Raw genomic sequence first — 16,074 nt, 5'->3', positions numbered from 1 at the left:
TGCCGCACTGCGCGACGTCATTGCACATCAGGGCAGCCGCCTTATTCGGCGGCTTTTCCCTGCGTCGTACGGGCGTTGTGTATGTCCTGGGCTTCAATGCAATTGTCCAGGAACTGACGTGCGCTGGCCGCCCAGGTGTAATTCATGGCAATCGTGCGGCAATGTTCGCGTGGGATATCCAGCGCGGCTTCAGCCGCTTCGCGCAGATCTTCCGACAAGACACCCGCCCCCGTATCGCTGATGACGTCGAGCGGGCCCATTACCGGGAAAGCGGCAACCGGCACGCCGCAGGCCAGGGCCTCAAGCATCACGTTGCCGAAAGTGTCGGTGAGTGAGGGAAACACGAAGACATCCGCGTCGGAATAATGCCTTGCGAGATCCTCGCCCACCTTGGAACCGGTAAAATGCACCCCCGGGTACTCCCGGCGCAGACTGTCAAGCTGTGGGCCTCCACCGACCACCACCTTCGAGCCCGGCAGGTCGAGATCCAGAAACGCCTTGATGTTCTTTTCGATTGCGACCCGGCCGACATACATGAACACCGGACGCGGCAGGTCGGCTGGCAGAACGGAGCCCTCGTAAGGCTTGAACTGCTGCTCATCCACGCCGCGCGACCAGCGCATCAGATTGGTAAAACCACGATCACGCAGATCCTGCTCCAGCGACCGTGTGGCGACCATGCAGCCGCAGCCGGAATTGTGGAACCGGCGCAGCCAGCTGTAGGACCAAGTCAGCGGAACCGGGAGCCGGGCTGAAACATATTCGGGAAACCGGGTGTGGTAACTCGTGGTGAACGGGCGCCCAGCCTTCTTGGCGACGCTTGCCGCCAGAAGCCCGAGCGGGCCTTCCGTTGCAATGTGCAGATGCTCGCAACCGTAATCCTCGATCTTCCGGCGCACGATGCCGCGATGGGTCAACGACAGGCGAATTTCCGGATAGGTCGGACAAGGCAGCGTCGTGAATTCCTGAGGGGTCAGGAATTCCACCCGCACGCCGATCTTCTCGAGTTCTTCGGCTGTGCGCTCCAGCGAGCGAACCACACCGTTTATCTGGGGATGCCAGGCATCCGTCACAATCAGAATGGAACTCATGCGGCGACCGGTGCTTCCTTGGCTTTCGCCGGCACGGCCTCCTCCTGGGTACGGTCCACCCATCGGATCACCTCAAATGTTCCATCGTGGTGCTCGGCAACCGCAGTGCAGCTTTCCACCCAGTCACCCGTGTTGATGTAGTGAATGCCGTTCATATCACGGTCCGCGGCGTGGTGAATATGACCACAAATGACGCCATCGACGCCCTGCCGGCGCGCCTCGTCGGACAGGGCTTCTTCGAAACGTCCGATAAAGCTGACCGCGTTCTTGACCTTCAACTTGGCCCAGGCGGACAGTGACCAGTAAGTCAGGCCGAGACGGCGGCGAACCACATTGAGCCAGGTGTTGACGCCGAGCGCGGTCACATAGGCCTTGTCGCCAAAGAAGGCCAGCCACTTGGCATGGCGGATCACCACGTCGAACTGGTCACCATGAATGACCAGATAGCGTTTGCCGTTGGCAGCTTCGTGAATGATGCTGTCGGTCACTTCGACACCGCCGAAATGCGTACCGAGGAAGCTGCGCAGAAACTCGTCGTGATTTCCCGGAATATAGATGACCCGCGCTCCCTTGCGCCCCTTCCGCAGGATCTTCTGCACCACGTCGTTGTGAAGCTGTGGCCAGTACCAGGACCGCCGCAGACGCCAGCCATCGGCAATGTCGCCGACCAGGTAGATGGTCTCGGCTTCATTGTCCTTCAGAAAGTCCAGCAGCATCTCCGCCTGACAACCGCGCGTGCCAAGATGGACGTCGGAAATAAACAAGGCCCGGTAATGCCGCGATGCCTCAGCGGTAGACATAGCACTTCTCCAAATTCCCTTTGGAGCGCTATAGACGCGATTCAAGTATCACTATTATGACAAACGGCGAGACTTCCCCGGGCCTGTTTGTTTTCCAGCTTAATGATTAACACCGGCACGGATCGGGTATTGGCCTCCCTCACTTCATTCCGTTGCTTCACGAACATCTTGCCGGATGCTGACCGGCTCCATATGTCCCTGACGGCATTTGACAGCATCGGGTTTTGCCAGCCACAAAGCATGTCCAACCTGCATCAAGGAGAACGTTCATGGACCTCGGCCTCAAGGGCAAAAAGGCAATCATCTGTGCGTCAAGCCGCGGCCTCGGCAAGGGCTGCGCCGAAGCACTGGCGGAAGCAGGCTGCGATATCGTCCTGAACGGACGTAACGAAACGGTTCTGGAAGAAACCCGCACCCTGCTGCAGAACCGCTTCGGCGTGAGCGTTGCCGCCATCGCAGCGGATGTTTCCACACGGGAGGGACAAGAAGCGCTTCTGGCGGCCTGCCCGGATCCGGACATCCTGGTCAACAACAACGGTGGCCCGCCCCGGCGCGACTATTCCGAGCTGGACCGTGCGGCGCTGATGGAAGGTGTGGTGCAGAATTTCGTCACCCCCATCGAGCTGATCCAGGTGGTTGTCCCCGGCATGAAGGAGCGTGGTTTCGGCCGCATCGTCAACATCACTTCGCTTTCGGTAAAGATGCCGATCGAAGGGCTCGATCTGTCCAGCGGTGCTCGGGCGGGGCTCACGGCATTCCTGGCCGGCGTCTGCCGCCAGCTTGCCCCCCACGGCGTGACGGTCAACAACTTGCTGCCCGGCAAGATGGACACCGACCGTCTGAAAGGCGGCTTCGAGCGCGCCGCGCAGCAGTCAGGTAAAAGCATCGAGGATGTCCGGGCGGCACAGGCAGCGGAAATCCCGGCAAGACGTTTCGGTTCAGCCGAGGAGTTCGGCCAGACCTGCGCTTTCCTGTGCTCCCGCCATGCCGGTTACATCACCGGCCAGAACATCCTGATGGATGGCGGGCTCTATCCGGCGGCGTTCTAAGCGTCCAAAGTCATGAAGAAAGGCCGGAGCATATGCCCCGGCCTTGTTTGTTTTTATCAGCGGGTTTCCGCTCAGTAGGTGTATCTGAGCGCGGCCGAGATGATGTTCACCTGGCTATCGACCTTGCCTGTGTATGTACCGATATTGGAATTGTAGTCCTGGTGGTTACCCGAGATATCGATCTTGGTGTCGGCTGGTATCAGGTGTGAGTAGCCAATGTCGAAAGCGAGATTGTCCGACGGAGACCATGTCATACCGGCCGACAACCACAGACGATCGTTGTCCGGCAAACGCGTGGAACGAATGGCCTCATCGATCGGCGAAAGCTCGTAGCCGACACCTGCACGCAGGGTAACCTGCTGGTTCCAGTTGTACTCGCCACCCACCGAGAAGAACCAACCGTCGTCGTAGTTGAATTCCAGGTTTGGCAAACCGGTCGGATTGGTGGTTGCCGTGCCGCCATCACTGCTCGGATGCACTGTCTTCAGGCGGGACCAGTTGGTCCATTCAACCGTACCGGCGATCTTGAAGGTATCGTTGATGCGGTGACTTGCCGACAGAGTAACGGTTTCTGGCGTGACGACTGTCGCCTCGATGCCTGCACGATTGCCCGCGAAGGAAACCGGGGTCATGCCGGCAAAAAAGCGCCCGCCCGGGTTGATGTAGGACCCGTCGAGATTGTTGGCGACCGCGGACCGGTAGCCAAGACCGATCTCGGTCCCCTCCCAAGGCCGCACAGTCAGGCCCGCGGTGACACCAATGCCGTAGCCTTCCCCCTTGAACTCGGTCGTCGCCGCAGAGGTAGAGAACGGATAGGCCGATTTCAGCCGGACTTGCAGATACTGCGCCTGGACCCCGACACCGACAGCGAACATGTCGTTGATCTGATAGGCGATGGCCGGATTAACGTTGACCGAGAACACTTCGGATGATCGGGAATAATACTGGCCTGCCCAGTTCTGCTCCGGTTTGGTGCTAAGCCCGAACGGCGCATTGACGGCAAGGCCGAACACCACTTGATCATTGAAGCGGTAAGCTGTGTAGGTGGACGGTACCCAGGCATCCGATGCAATGTCGCCGCTGCCCGCTGTGCTGCTGGTCGCACCATTGACGGTTGTCAGTGCTCCGGGCGTAAAGGTTCCGTCGATATCGGACTCAGGCATGATGAAAGAACTGTGCGATTCAATCGTAAGCCCTTTGCCCGCACCAATCAGCGTTGCCGGGTTCCAGAACATCGAGGAGATGGACTCACCCGTCGTTCCGTTCCCCGCAAAAGACATTCCTTGATAATAGGCACTCTGCTCTCTAAGTGCGAAACCACCTGCGAACGCAGAGCTTGCAACCATTGATAGAGCTACAGCTGTAGAAGCAAGTAGAACTGATTTCTTGTTTACCCACGGCATTGAGTTTCCTCCCATCCCCTAGCCACCGGATGCTTGATGACAACCTGAGACAGGGTTTTAGGAGAATGCCGTCCGTTTCAACTGAATATTTACGTCAGTTATGCGGTCGTTTTTTCATGCTGCAATGCGAAATGCGCAGCTTTTCTGGTAGGTATTGCTGCGTAGACATTCAAAACACTTCAAAAACGACAGGTTCAGAGTCTCTTCGCCATCGCACCGACACACTTTCAAACATTTGCCTAAAAAACAGGCACTCGAAATGTCAGTTTCCGATAACGTAATTTAACGGTGAATCGTTGCGGCTTTGCCACAGGTTTCGTGACGGAATGTGGATCTTTTGTAGGACAAGTCCCTTGATATTCCTTGGTAAAAACGCCAATCACCTTTCCTAACGGAAATCGCGTCGGCACACCGTTGGGCAGTAGTCTTTCCATTCGAAATTGAATTTTTGTCAGGATGTTTGTCAGCAGGCGCAGCGCCACTGTCCGGCCAATTACAGCTTTTCCGGCAAGGCAGGTTGCAAGCTGCGAACCGGTGGGTTGCACCGGCTCGCAGAAAGAGATGGTCCAGGACCGCACTCCATTCCTTGTTTGCGACCTCAAGCGGCAAGCCTAGCTGTCGCGAGCTTCGAGGAAGCGACGCATGGCAACGTCACTCCAGGGGGCAAGGCGTGCCCGCGCAGCCATATGACTGTCGTAGATCCTCTGGCTAAGCGCATCCTTGCTCGCGAACTCGGACAGCACGACTGCCGAAGTCTCCCGCAAAGCGTCCAGAACGTCGTCCGGATAAGGACGGACGGTAACGCCGTCCTCTTCCTGCAGGAGCTTCAGTGCGCCTGCATTCTCCCAATCGCTTTCTGCAAGCGAGCGGCCGTTTTCTGCCTTGCAGGCCTCCAGAACGATTGCGCCAAGGTCTTCCGGCAGACCTTCCAGCGCCACCTTGTTGAACAGCGCTTCACCGGTGCCGTTGGGTTCATGGAACCCCGGCGTGTAGTAGGACTTGGCTGCTTTCTGGAACCCCATTGCCCTGTCCGACCAGGGACCCAGGAATTCCGTCGCATCCAGCACGCCGCTGTCCAACGCCTGGAACAACTCTGCAGGTGGCAGGCTGACAGGCGTCGCCCCAAGCCGATGCATCACTTCGCCGCCAAGGCCCGGCATGCGGATCTTCAGCCCCTTGAGATCGTCAAGAGTGTTGATTTCGCGCTTAAACCAGCCACCCATCTGGACGCCGGTGTTGCCGGCCATTACGGGCCTTAGTCCGAACGGGGCATAAAGCTCGTCCCAAAGCGCCTGGCCGCCCCCCTGCTCAATCCAGGTGATATGCTCATGCGGCAGCAAACCGAAGGGGATCGCGGTAAAATAGACCGAAGCCGGGATCTTGCCCTGCCAGAAAAACGAGGCCGTGTGCGCCATCTGCGCCGTCCCCGCCGAGACAGCCTCGAACACGCCCAGAGCCGGCACCAGTTCCCCTGCAGCATAAAGCCGAACGCGCAGGCGACCGCCGGACATCAACTCGATCCTGTCGGCAATGCGCTGCGCCGTGACCCCGGGCCCTGGCAAGTTCTTTGGCCAGGACGTGACCATCTTCCATTCCAGCGTCGCCTGCTCCTGCGCCACCGCCGGGGCGGCCAATGCGCTTGCACCGGCGGCGGCGGAAGCCCCCAGAAGTCCGCGACGGCTGATCCGTCCGGTTTCGGTCTTTGGCTGATCGGTCATCTCACTTGCTCCAGAACGCGTGAAAATGATGGACTGGCCCGTGACCACTGCCGATGTGAAGTGTGTCGGCAGCGGCGATGGCGGCCTGAATATAGGACTTTGCGGACCTGACGGCCGCTTCCATGTCCTGCCCCTTGGCGAGACCCGAGGCAATCGCGGATGACAGGGTGCAACCGGTGCCATGCGTGTTATCGGTCTTGATCCGCTCTGACCTGAGCCAGACCGCATTGCCGTTGCGATCCAGAAGCAGATCGGCGCTATTCGCGCCAGACCCGTGCCCGCCCTTGAGCAGAACCGCATTGGCTCCAAGACCGAGCAGACGTTCTGCCTGCGCCTGCATTTGCGTTTCGTCCGCGGCAACGTCGCCCTGCAACATGCGGGCAGCTTCATGCAGGTTCGGGGTAACAATATCGGCCAGCGGCAGCAGCAAGGCAATCAGCGTGTCGACCGCACTGTCGGCAAGCAACGGGTCACCGGAGGCAGCCACCATCACCGGGTCAAGCACAACCGGGCCTGTCTCATGTGCCCGAAGCCCTTCAGCTACCACCTCGATCGTATCGACACGCGACAGCATGCCGATCTTTGTCGCCTTGACGGCAAGGTCCGAAAAGACGGCCGTCATCTGGGCCCGCACGAACTCCGGCGGCACATCATGAATGGCGCTGACGCCAAGCGTGTTCTGCGCCGTCAGGGCTGCAATAACACTGGCACCAAAGACGCCATTTGCGGAAAAGGTCTTGAGATCAGCCTGAATGCCGGCTCCGCCGCCGGAATCCGATCCTGCAATGGTTACCGCAATTGCGGTCATGGGAACCTCCTGGGAGTAGATGCCGAAAAGCCTGCGTCAGCCGGTCTTGAGACGGGCTTCAATGTCGCGGTCAGTCAGGCAATAGAGTGCGTCGAGCAACTCCGGCACCAGACTGCCTGGCCCGCCTGACCGGCCGGCAGCGATTTCGCCGGCAATGTTGAAGACGGACAGTCCGCAAGCAGCTGCAAGCGCCCTGTCCTTTTCGATGCTCAGGAACGCCGCCAGAACCGCACCGCCGGCACAGCCGGTGGCCGTCACGCGTGACATCAGTGGATCGCCGTTGCGCAGCAGGAAATCCTCGCCGCGGCTCTCGACCCTGTCTTCCGGGCCAGTGACCGCAAAAACCGTTCCGGCCTCGATCAATGCATCGGCATCCGCCCGATCCGGCAAGACAGCAGTGAGTTCTTCCGGATTGAGCCGCACCAGATCCGGCTTCACGCCCAGCAATTCGCGCGCATAGACGCAGCGCACGGGTGACCGGTTGACGAAGACCGGATCGACACAAACCGGACGTCCGGCCGTCCGGGCAGCTTCGATCGCTAGCGGAATGGCTGCACGGCGTTCCTCGTCAAGGGTGCCGAGGTTCACCAGCAGTGCATCAGCCCCACCGGCAAAGGCCGCAACTTCCTCCCGCGCGATGGTCATGGAAGGAACCGCGCCTAGCGCAAGCAGCACATTGGCGGTGAAACTCTGGGCGACCGCGTTTGTGATAGCGTGAACGCGCGGCGTTTTCTGCCGCACCCTTTCCAGAAGGGTGAAGACCTGTTCGGCGCTCAGGGCTTGCGTGGAAGCAGCAACGGAAAGGCTCATGACGGCTCTCCTGCGACAGAAAGCCCGTTGCCGGTATTCCGGAAAGGACGTGTTGAAGGGAGTGGTGTGTGCATCATGATCTCAAATCCCTCCGCCGGTATCAGCCGGATCAGGTTCAAGGAGTTGGCAGGCCGCCTCTCAGCCCGGTCCAGGATGGCCGGGCACCCCCATGAGATGATTGCACTGCTAACAAGCCGGCCGTGCGATTGCAAGACCCGGCTTGTGCAGAGCGGCTACTCGGCAATTGACTGGCGGGAGGAGATAGGCGATGTCCTAGTCTGCTTTCGTGAATCTGTTGCCCGGCATGTTTGGCTGACCGAACAGCCCGGCTGATGGTTCAGGTGACACGTTCACCCCCTTCAAACACCAACTGCCCGGAGCGCCCCATGGTACCGTTTTTCGTGATGATCAAATGCCAGTTGGGCAAGACCTACCAGGTCGCCAATGCGATCGCCGATGCGGAAATTGCGTCCGAAGTCTACTCCACCTCCGGCGACTACGATCTTCTGGTGAAATTCTATGTCGACGACGGCTCGGACATTGGCCACTTCGTGAACGAGAAGGTCCACCCGATCGACGGCATTCAGGACACCAAAACCATCATTACCTTCAAGGCCTTCTGAACTCAGACCCGGAAATTTTCCATGAAACTCATTAAAATCGCCGCCCTTTGCCTGCCCCTCGCTCTTGCTCCGATCGGCTCGACCGCGTCCGCGCAAGGCATGCCACCGGAGCAGATCAAGCAGATCCTGGACCTTACCAAAGCCAACTGGGTGTCATTCCGCGACTGGCAGGGCCAGGAGCTGATCTATTTCACCCACCTGGAATCCTGGAAGTGCGGCATCGACTATGTCTTCTACGGATTGAACGACGACCCGATTGAGCAGGAATGGCAACTGGAAGCCTGTGACCCGGACAACCAGAATGTCGTTCTGAAGGACAAGCCCTATCTGGAGCTGCCCCTGGGGTCGGCCCAGTCGATCAGCGTGCAGCTGATCTTCAAGGACGGCACCAAGAGCGCTGTTGAGCGGTTCGAATACAAGTCGCAGTAAGGCCGATTTCGGAAACCACCCGCATTCGCCGTCATTCCGGACAAGCGCAGTAAAGCTGCGTGCCGATCCGGGATCCAGCGCATCAGCGTGAGCAAAGCGAACTCTTCTCTCTTTGTTTAATGCCGCGCCTAAGGCGCGAAATAAGTCTGGATTCCGGATCGGCGCACAGCATTGCTGTGCTTGTCCGGAATGACGGGGAAGACAGCGGGACCTGCCCTCTTGTCTCTCCCCCTACGAACGCGAGGGCGATGACGCCCGGCGTGCCTTTGTCCGGTCCAGCCCGAGCTTGTGCTCGCGGTAGATGACGAAAATACCGGCGGCAATCACGATCAGCGCCCCCAGCACCACTGCAGGCAAAGGCGTTTCGCTGAACACTACCCAACCGACAATGATCGCCCACAGCATGTTGACATAGTCGAACGGGGCAATGGTGGAGGCATCCGCGAACCGGTAGCTCTGCGTCAGCAGGATCTGGCCGACACCACCTGCAAGGCCGATCAGCAGAAGCAGACCTGCCGTGGGCAGGTCCGGAATGATCCAGGCCTGACCCGGCAGCAAAAAGCCCAACGGCAGCGTGAGCAGCGACAATACGGACGACATGCCCGCAAACCAGGTAACGATCGTGGACGTGCGCTCCGTCTCGCACAACTTGCGCACGGTGATCATGGCGAGCGCGGCAAAGCCGGCTCCTGTCAGGCCGATCAAGGCCCCGATCATCGAGTTGCTGTCCAACTCCGCGTCACCCAGATGCGGTGACAGCACAACCAGAATGCCGACAAAGCCGACACCGACTGCGCTCCAGCGATAGACCCGCACCTTTTCGCCAAGGAGCAGAAACGCCAGCACCACCACGAAGAGCGGCGATGCAAAGCCGATCGCCGTCGCATCCGGCAAGGGCAGCAGAGACAACGCGGTAAAGCCGCAAACCATCGCCGTCAGGCCGACGGACGCCCGGGTAAGATGTCCCAGCGGGTTGGCCGTTCGAAAGGCGAGCCCCAACTCCCGGCGCATCGCCACCATGATCAGCACCGGAAACAGCCCGAAGAAATTCCGTGCGAACACAAGCTCACCGATCGGCACCGTCTCGGCGGCGATCTTGAGGGCCGTTGCCATGACGAAGAACACCATGGTGGAGGCTACTTTCAGCGATATTCCGATAAGAGGTGCCTGCCGGGTCATCCCGGTAGGCGCCGGAGGTCCGGAGAAACGGGACTTCTGGCTCAAGAACGCCATGACAACTTCCAGGCCCGGCGCTCTTCATGAAGCCACGGGCGGTGCGTCGGACCGCGGAACCGCCGGGACAGAAAACTGGCTTGAACGTCTTGCGCAGACCTGACCTTAAGCTTGCGCCCCCGGTTCAGGAGTGGTGCCACCGGCAACCGCGAGCTCCCGCTCGGCAATGGAGACCTCAAAACCTTTCAGACGTTTGTAGATGGACAGGAGCTCGATGATCGTCGTCCAGGAATTCACCAGGAACTGGAAGGACGAGGACACCTGGCTGAAGGCCGTCAGGATTTGCTGCACGATACCAAAGGTGATCTTGCCCACCACAATCGTCGGAATGAGGATGAAATAGGAGAAGATGTTGTCCGACTGTAGGTAAATGCCGCGGGCCAGGTTAAAATAGAGATAGTGGAAGTAGAGCCGGAAATAGTTTTGCCGGACAAAACCGAACAGCTCGCGCAAGGTCGCCGGATTGGCGCGATCTTCATGATCTTCCCCGTACACAAGTTCCTTACGGTAGGCTGCCTCGACGCGCTGGTTGTGGAACTCCAGTCCGGGCAGCTTGATGCCGACAAGGCCGAGCAAAACCGTCCCAAACAGCGACCAGATGATTGCCGCGGTGAACAATGGCGCCGGAATTTCGCCTACGATCGGCAGGGACGAGACATGACTTGAAAGCGCAAACAGCACCGGCAAGAAGGCAATCAGTGTCATGATCGAGTCGATGAATGCAACGCCAAGCCCTTCCATGATGGAAGCAAAGCGCATCGTGTCTTCCTGAATACGCTGCGAGGCACCTTCGATGTGGCGCACATTCGACCACTTTTCGACGTAGTAGTCGTTCATCGCCGTGCGCCAGCGGAAGACGTAGTGGCTGACGAAGAAGCGCGTGAAGATGTAGAGAATGACCCAGACCGATGTAATCTGCGCGAAGATCAGCATCAGGTTGTAGAAGTCTGCTGCGGTGACACCGCTTTCCTCTCCATTGAGCGCGTTTTGCAGCGTATCGAAGAACGGTCTGCGCCAGTTGTTGATCGCGACTGACACCTGAACGCTGTAGTAGGTCATGAAAATGATCAGGGACGAGCCCCAGATCGACCAGATCTGCCAGCGGTGGTCGCGAGAGAACATCCACCAGAAACCGCCGAAGAGCAGCGTGCAGATGCCGTAATAGATATAGAACCAAAGAAAATCAGGTGTGACGAAATAGGGCAGCCCGATGGGTGGTTGCTCACCCTGTGGCGGCGTGCCGAAGCCCAGTGTTTCTGTCAGTCCTTCAGCAAACCCGTACCAGGCAAGGATTGCGGCGAGTGACCAGAGGAAGGCAGACAGGAAGAAAAGTTTGGGCTTGGGAAAGAAGGACTGAAACAACGGGAGGATCCTATTTCTTGAAGCGGAAGGATTCGCGCCACGCACCGATGAACCGCAAGATTGCGGCAAGAACCGGATAATTCATACGTTTATTTAAAAGAAACCACAGACACAATCTTGAGAACCGGGCTTTACCGGTGTCAACTTGCTGCCTGAAAGATAAAAGGCGCCTCGAAAGGGCGCCTTTTTCAGTTTCCGTTATTTTGCTGCCTGGATGGCTTCCCACACGCGAAGCGGGGTTGCCGGCATGTCGATCAGCTCACTGACCCCTGCTCCGTCCTTCAGCGCCTTCTGCACGGCATTCATGACCGATGCACAGCCGCCGATGGTTCCCGCTTCACCCGCGCCCTTGATGCCCATGGCATTGGTGGTCGATGGAACGTTGCGGGTCTCGAAGTGAATGTCCGGCAGGTCTGCCGCACGGATCATGCGGTAGTCGAGTAGCGAAGCCGTCAGAAGCTGGCCGTCTTCGTCGTAGATCGTCTGTTCGCACAGAGCCTGGCTGAGTGCGGAGGCCGCACCGCCATGCACCTGACCGGCCAGAAGAAGCGGGTTCACCGTGACACCGAAATCATCGACGATCACGTAGTTGACGATGGCAACGTCACCGGTATCCGGATCGATTTCCACCTCGCACACATGGGTGCCGTTCGGATAGGTCGCCTCGGTCTGATTGACCTCTTCGCGGGCGGTCAGGGTTTCCCCGGCGCCTGCCGCAATCTCGGCTAGTGTCACCTGCTGGTCGGTTCCGACCACACGAACCATGCCACCGTCGAGTTCAAGATCCTCGATCCCGGCCTCAAGCCGGTCAGCGGCAAGTTCCTTCACCTTCTTGACCAGCGCAATGCCCGCATCGCGGACAGACGGCAGGCCGATGGGGATGGAGCGCGACCCACCAGTGCCGCCCCCCTTGCGCACCCGGTCGGTGTCGCCCTGGATAACGTCGATGTCCTCGATGGAGATGCCGAACTGTTCCGCGATCACCTGACTGTAGGCCGTTGCATGGCCCTGGCCGTTGGTCTGCGTACCGATCAGCAACGTCAACGTACCCTTGTCGTTGAGCTCAAGGGTGGCTTCCTCGCTGCCAGGGAAGGCACAGGCCTCGATATAGGAACAGATGCCGATGCCGCGGTACTTGCCGTGCTTCGCACTGTCGTCCTGCCGGGCCTTGAAGCCGTCCCAGTCGGCAACTTCCAGCGCCTTTTGCAGGTGGCCGGAAAAATCGCCGGTGTCGTACATTCGCCCGGTCTGGGTCGTGTAAGGCAGTTGCTCCGGCTTGATGAAATTGCGCTTGCGGATCTCTACCGATCCGACACCGGTTTCCTCTCCCGCCTTCTCGATCAGGCGCTCGATCAGATAGGCAGCTTCCGGACGGCCCGCGCCGCGGAAGGCATCCGTCGGCACCGTGTGCATGTAGACGCCCTCGACCTTCGCAAAGACGGCCGGAATATCGTAGAGACCGGAGGTCATCGATGTGCCGACGAAGGGAATGAACGGGCCGAACTGGTGCAGATAGGCACCCATGGCAGCCTTGACGTGCACCTTGAGCCCCAGGATCCGGCAATCGGCGTCCAGCGCCAGTTCCGCGTGGGTGACGTTGTCCCGGCCATGCGCATCCGTCACGAAGTGGTCCATGCGCTCACCCGTCCAGCGCACTGGCCGTCCAAGTTCGCGAGCCGCGACCATGCTCAGTGGGTATTCGCGGTAGCAGAACATCTTGGTACCGAAGCCACCACCGACTTCCGGCGTGATCACCTGCAGTTTGTCAGCTTCCAGATCCAGAATGCTGCAGATGATGTCACGCAGTCCGTGACCGCCCTGGGTGCCGACCGTCAGCTTGAACCGATCGCTCGCAGCGTCGAATTCGGCAACGCAGCCACGCAGTTCCATGTAGTTGGCGACGATCCGGTTGTTGACGACGTCGATGGAAACGACCTTGTCAGCCTTTTCGAAGGCAGCGTCGGTCTTGGACTGATCACCCTGACCGTATGTGAAGGCGACGTTGGTGCCGAACTCCGGCCAGACCTTCACGGCGTCCGGTGCAAGGGCCTGCTCGATCCCGACGACAACGTCCAGCGGGTCGTAGTCGATTTCCAGCATCTCGGCGGCATTCCGGGCTGCGTTGACATCGTCCGCGACGATAAAGGCAATCGCATCGCCCACATAGCGTACTTCGTCGGAGCACAGGACAGGCTGATCGGGCGCTGCGAAATTGGAGCCGTCGATCTGCTTCGGACGCGCCCGGCAAGGCATCGTCCGACCTTCCAGCTCGGCTCCGGTGAGCACCAGCCGGACACCGTCCATCTCACGGATCTCGTCCACATTTCCAAGGCTGATGCGCGCATGCGCCATGGCGGACCGAACGACGACCCCGTGCAGGCAGCCTTCCGGCATGTAATCGCCCGTATAGATGCCCTTGCCCGTTATGAGCGGCTCATCTTCCTTGCGGCGCAATGGGGCGCCAACACCGAACTTCGGAGTGACCATCTGGTTCATGAATCTGGACCTGCTTTTATTGGGAAGACTTTCCCTTGGGAAATATCCACGCGCCGGGAGCGCCGGTTTTGTTCAACATAGTGCCCGAAAGCCGACGTGGCCAGAGGTTTGGACAATTCTGCTTCGCACAATTGTTTTTCCGGGCAAGCTGTGGGGGCTGAGACGGCTTGCTCATTCGGTGCCAATGGCCCATCCATCAACACGAGCCAGTCCCTCCCCTGAAGCATGCGATAGGTGGGTGAGCTGCTGCACACGCGGAGAAACGCTGAAACCAAGCCGCCGCTAGATGATTTCGTCTTCGTCGAACAGCGGATCGGCCTCAAGCTGGGAAGCCAGGCTGTCGAGGGTCGTTTCAGCGTCGTATCGTTCGTTGAACTCGGCGATATGAAACAGCCCGTCCCCTTCGTTGACCACCGGAAGGTTGGTTCTGCCCACGATGAGCCCACCCAGTTCGGCCAGCACGTTCCGTTCCTTCTCGCCGAACGGATCAGAGGTGATGCCAAGCAGCATACCGGGTTCGACAACATCGCCGACCGATTTGAACGGCCGCAACAATCCACCGGCCGGCGAACGGACCCAGTAGCTCGTCTTGCTGAGGATCGAACGGGCCTTTGGCCGCGTGATGCCCTTGGCGCCCAACATCTTCAAGGAGCGCATCACGCGCAAGACGCCGGAAACGCCGGCCCTGATCGCCATTTCGTCAAACCGCAGGCCTTCGCCCGCCTCGAACACCAGGACGTCGGTTCCCTTCAGCTGTGCGGCCTGTCGCAAAGACCCATCGCGCACCTTGGAGGTCAGGATGACCGGAGCACCGAAAGCTTTCGCGAGCGACAGCGTGTCTGCCCGTGAAGGCGAAACGCGGATCTGCGGCAGGTTGGTCCGGTGAATGGCCGCCGAATGCAGGTCGATGCCATAATCAGACCGGTTGACGATCTCACTCATGAAAAGATGCGCCAGCCGCCCGGCCAGCGAGCCGCGCAGGCTACCGGGGAACGAGCGGTTCAGGTCACGCCGGTCAGGCAGATAGCGCGAATGGTTCAGAAAACCGAACGCATTGACGATCGGGATGACCATCAGCGTACCCTTCAGCTTGTCCAGTTCCTGGATTTCAAGCTGTGGCGCTTTCAGGACACGGCGTGCGATCTCCACACCGATGACCTCGTCACCATGCACGGCCGCACTGACGAACATGACCGGCCCGGGTTTGCTTCCATGCAGGACATGCACGGACATCGTCACGGGCGTGTGGTCCGACAGCACGCTGACCGGCAGATCGATCGTACGCCGGGTTCCCGGTGCGATCTTGTGGTCGCCGATCTCGAAGGCTTTCACTTTTGTGGTCAACCGCGTCCCTTGGTCTTGGTTTTGCCAACCTGGGCATTCTTGGCAATAAAGTCGATGATCTTGCCGGCAACATCAATACCCGTTGCCTTTTCAACGCCCTCCAGCCCGGGCGAGGAGTTGACCTCCATCACCACCGGGCCATGGTTGGAGCGCAGCATATCGACACCGCAGACGTTCAGCCCCATGGTCTTTGCCGCGCGAATGGCAGTCGAACGTTCCTCGGGAGAAATCTTGATGGCGGCCGCACTGCCGCCGCGGTGCAGGTTGGAACGGAATTCGCCCTCCGCACCCGTCCGCTTCATGGCCGCAATCACCTTGCCGCCAACCACCAGCGCACGGATGTCGGTGCCGCCGGCTTCCTTGATGAATTCCTGCACCAGGATGTTCACGTTGGCACCGCGAAACGCCTCGATCACCGACTTGGCAGACCGCTCCGTATCGGCAAGAACCACACCGATGCCCTGCGTGCCCTCCAGCAGCTTGATCACAACCGGCGCACCGCCGGCGGTCGCCAGCACTTCCTCGGTCATCTTCGGATCGTGAGCGAAGGTCGTCACCGGCAGGCCGATCCCGTCGCGGGCAAGCAGCTGCATCGACCGAAGCTTGTCGCGCGACCGTCCGATAGCAACGGATTCGTTCAGCGGGTAGACGCCCATCATCTCGAACTGGCGCAACACGGCCAGACCGTAAAAAGTGACCGATGCGCCGATCCTCGGAATTACCGCGTCGAAGCCGGTCAGCTTGCTACCGTTGTAATAGATTTCCGGCCGCCGCGAGGCGATGTTCATGTAGCAGCGCAGGGTGTTGATGATTTCCAGTTCGTGACCGCGCTCCTCGGCAGCGTCCTTCAGGCGCTTGTGCGAATAGAGCTCGGGATTCCGTGCCATCATAGCAATTTTCATTGGTTC

Annotated in this window: 15 protein-coding genes and 1 riboswitch; of the genes, 3 read left to right on the top strand and 12 right to left on the bottom strand. The window is 59.4% G+C overall.

Translation table 11 applies throughout. The annotated features are described in order from the left end of the window. Positions 1-41: 41 nt before the first annotated feature. Both B0E33_RS21910 and B0E33_RS21905 read right to left on the bottom strand, forming a co-directional pair. Entirely contained in the window at positions 42-1,091 is a 1,050-nt protein-coding gene (locus B0E33_RS21910) for a glycosyltransferase family 4 protein (RefSeq protein ID WP_055655308.1), read from the bottom strand. After that, positions 1,088-1,891, bottom strand: coding sequence for a UDP-2,3-diacylglucosamine diphosphatase (locus tag B0E33_RS21905; protein WP_023000648.1), 804 nt, complete (start codon positions 1,889-1,891; stop codon positions 1,088-1,090). The genes B0E33_RS21910 and B0E33_RS21905 overlap by 4 nt, the downstream gene beginning before the upstream one ends. 269 nt (positions 1,892-2,160) lie before the next feature. On the opposite strand from B0E33_RS21905, the gene B0E33_RS21900 reads away from it, so the two are divergent. Continuing rightward, positions 2,161-2,940 carry an SDR family oxidoreductase gene (locus tag B0E33_RS21900; protein WP_077292416.1) on the top strand — a complete coding sequence of 260 codons (780 nt, stop codon included), beginning with the start codon at positions 2,161-2,163 and terminating at the stop codon, positions 2,938-2,940. A gap of 71 nt (positions 2,941-3,011) precedes the next feature. On the opposite strand, the gene B0E33_RS21895 is transcribed toward B0E33_RS21900, so the two are convergent. The 5 genes from B0E33_RS21895 to thiM form a co-directional block, all read right to left on the bottom strand. Continuing rightward, positions 3,012-4,286: an OmpP1/FadL family transporter gene (locus B0E33_RS21895; protein WP_208984211.1), complete on the bottom strand. Its 1,275-nt coding sequence runs from the start codon at positions 4,284-4,286 to the stop codon at positions 3,012-3,014. Between the two features lie 296 nt (positions 4,287-4,582). Continuing rightward, on the bottom strand, positions 4,583-4,921 hold the full coding sequence (locus B0E33_RS30985; protein ID WP_156912464.1) for a hypothetical protein: 339 nt from the start codon (positions 4,919-4,921) through the stop codon (positions 4,583-4,585). Positions 4,922-4,954: 33 nt separating this feature from the next. Beyond that, entirely contained in the window at positions 4,955-6,061 is a 1,107-nt protein-coding gene (locus B0E33_RS21890) for a TRAP transporter substrate-binding protein (protein WP_023000645.1), read from the bottom strand. Between the two features lies 1 nt (position 6,062). After that, entirely contained in the window at positions 6,063-6,869 is an 807-nt protein-coding gene (thiD, locus tag B0E33_RS21885; RefSeq protein WP_077292415.1) for a bifunctional hydroxymethylpyrimidine kinase/phosphomethylpyrimidine kinase, read from the bottom strand. 36 nt (positions 6,870-6,905) lie between these two features. Next, on the bottom strand, positions 6,906-7,679 hold the full coding sequence (gene thiM, locus B0E33_RS21880; RefSeq protein WP_077292414.1) for a hydroxyethylthiazole kinase: 774 nt from the start codon (positions 7,677-7,679) through the stop codon (positions 6,906-6,908). Positions 7,680-7,747: 68 nt separating this feature from the next. Continuing rightward, positions 7,748-7,858: riboswitch (TPP riboswitch) on the bottom strand. Between the two features lie 207 nt (positions 7,859-8,065). Here thiM and B0E33_RS21875 point away from each other — a divergent pair. After that, the gene (locus tag B0E33_RS21875; RefSeq protein WP_023000641.1) at positions 8,066-8,302 is read left to right on the top strand and encodes an Lrp/AsnC ligand binding domain-containing protein; all 237 of its coding nucleotides are present in this window, start codon (positions 8,066-8,068) and stop codon (positions 8,300-8,302) included. Positions 8,303-8,323: 21 nt separating this feature from the next. Beyond that, complete coding sequence (locus B0E33_RS21870) at positions 8,324-8,731, top strand: hypothetical protein (RefSeq protein ID WP_023000640.1); 408 nt, start codon at positions 8,324-8,326, stop codon at positions 8,729-8,731. Positions 8,732-8,962: 231 nt separating this feature from the next. Here B0E33_RS21870 and B0E33_RS21865 read toward each other — a convergent pair whose 3' ends face one another. From B0E33_RS21865 to rimK, 5 genes are all read right to left on the bottom strand, one after another. Continuing rightward, entirely contained in the window at positions 8,963-9,964 is a 1,002-nt protein-coding gene (locus tag B0E33_RS21865; RefSeq protein WP_051990128.1) for a DMT family transporter, read from the bottom strand. Between the two features lie 105 nt (positions 9,965-10,069). Beyond that, positions 10,070-11,326 (bottom strand): peptide antibiotic transporter SbmA, encoded by a 1,257-nt coding sequence (sbmA, locus tag B0E33_RS21860; RefSeq protein WP_023000637.1) that lies wholly within the window; start codon positions 11,324-11,326, stop codon positions 10,070-10,072. 198 nt (positions 11,327-11,524) lie between these two features. Next, complete coding sequence (locus tag B0E33_RS21855; RefSeq protein WP_055655322.1) at positions 11,525-13,822, bottom strand: xanthine dehydrogenase family protein molybdopterin-binding subunit; 2,298 nt, start codon at positions 13,820-13,822, stop codon at positions 11,525-11,527. 282 nt (positions 13,823-14,104) lie between these two features. Then, the gene (locus B0E33_RS21850) at positions 14,105-15,166 is read right to left on the bottom strand and encodes a succinylglutamate desuccinylase/aspartoacylase family protein (protein ID WP_023000635.1); all 1,062 of its coding nucleotides are present in this window, start codon (positions 15,164-15,166) and stop codon (positions 14,105-14,107) included. After that, positions 15,163-16,068, bottom strand: coding sequence for a 30S ribosomal protein S6--L-glutamate ligase (gene rimK, locus B0E33_RS21845; RefSeq protein ID WP_006932769.1), 906 nt, complete (start codon positions 16,066-16,068; stop codon positions 15,163-15,165). The genes B0E33_RS21850 and rimK overlap by 4 nt, the downstream gene beginning before the upstream one ends. Positions 16,069-16,074 lie beyond the last annotated feature (6 nt).

Source organism: Roseibium algicola (assembly GCF_001999245.1).
GTDB classification, from domain to species: Bacteria; Pseudomonadota; Alphaproteobacteria; order Rhizobiales; family Stappiaceae; genus Roseibium; species Roseibium algicola.
This window is presented reverse-complemented; position numbering and strand designations above follow the sequence as displayed.

Coding starts and splice junctions, on each gene's coding strand:
- B0E33_RS21910 (WP_055655308.1), bottom strand. CDS start 1,091: ATGAGTTCCATTCTGATTGTGACGGATGCCTGGCATCCCCAGATAAAC.
- B0E33_RS21905 (WP_023000648.1), bottom strand. CDS start 1,891: ATGTCTACCGCTGAGGCATCGCGGCATTACCGGGCCTTGTTTATTTCC.
- B0E33_RS21900 (WP_077292416.1), top strand. CDS start 2,161: ATGGACCTCGGCCTCAAGGGCAAAAAGGCAATCATCTGTGCGTCAAGC.
- B0E33_RS21895 (WP_208984211.1), bottom strand. CDS start 4,286: ATGGTTGCAAGCTCTGCGTTCGCAGGTGGTTTCGCACTTAGAGAGCAG.
- B0E33_RS21890 (WP_023000645.1), bottom strand. CDS start 6,061: ATGACCGATCAGCCAAAGACCGAAACCGGACGGATCAGCCGTCGCGGA.
- thiD (WP_077292415.1), bottom strand. CDS start 6,869: ATGACCGCAATTGCGGTAACCATTGCAGGATCGGATTCCGGCGGCGGA.
- thiM (WP_077292414.1), bottom strand. CDS start 7,679: ATGAGCCTTTCCGTTGCTGCTTCCACGCAAGCCCTGAGCGCCGAACAG.
- B0E33_RS21875 (WP_023000641.1), top strand. CDS start 8,066: ATGGTACCGTTTTTCGTGATGATCAAATGCCAGTTGGGCAAGACCTAC.
- B0E33_RS21870 (WP_023000640.1), top strand. CDS start 8,324: ATGAAACTCATTAAAATCGCCGCCCTTTGCCTGCCCCTCGCTCTTGCT.
- B0E33_RS21865 (WP_051990128.1), bottom strand. CDS start 9,964: ATGGCGTTCTTGAGCCAGAAGTCCCGTTTCTCCGGACCTCCGGCGCCT.
- B0E33_RS21855 (WP_055655322.1), bottom strand. CDS start 13,822: ATGAACCAGATGGTCACTCCGAAGTTCGGTGTTGGCGCCCCATTGCGC.
- rimK (WP_006932769.1), bottom strand. CDS start 16,068: ATGAAAATTGCTATGATGGCACGGAATCCCGAGCTCTATTCGCACAAG.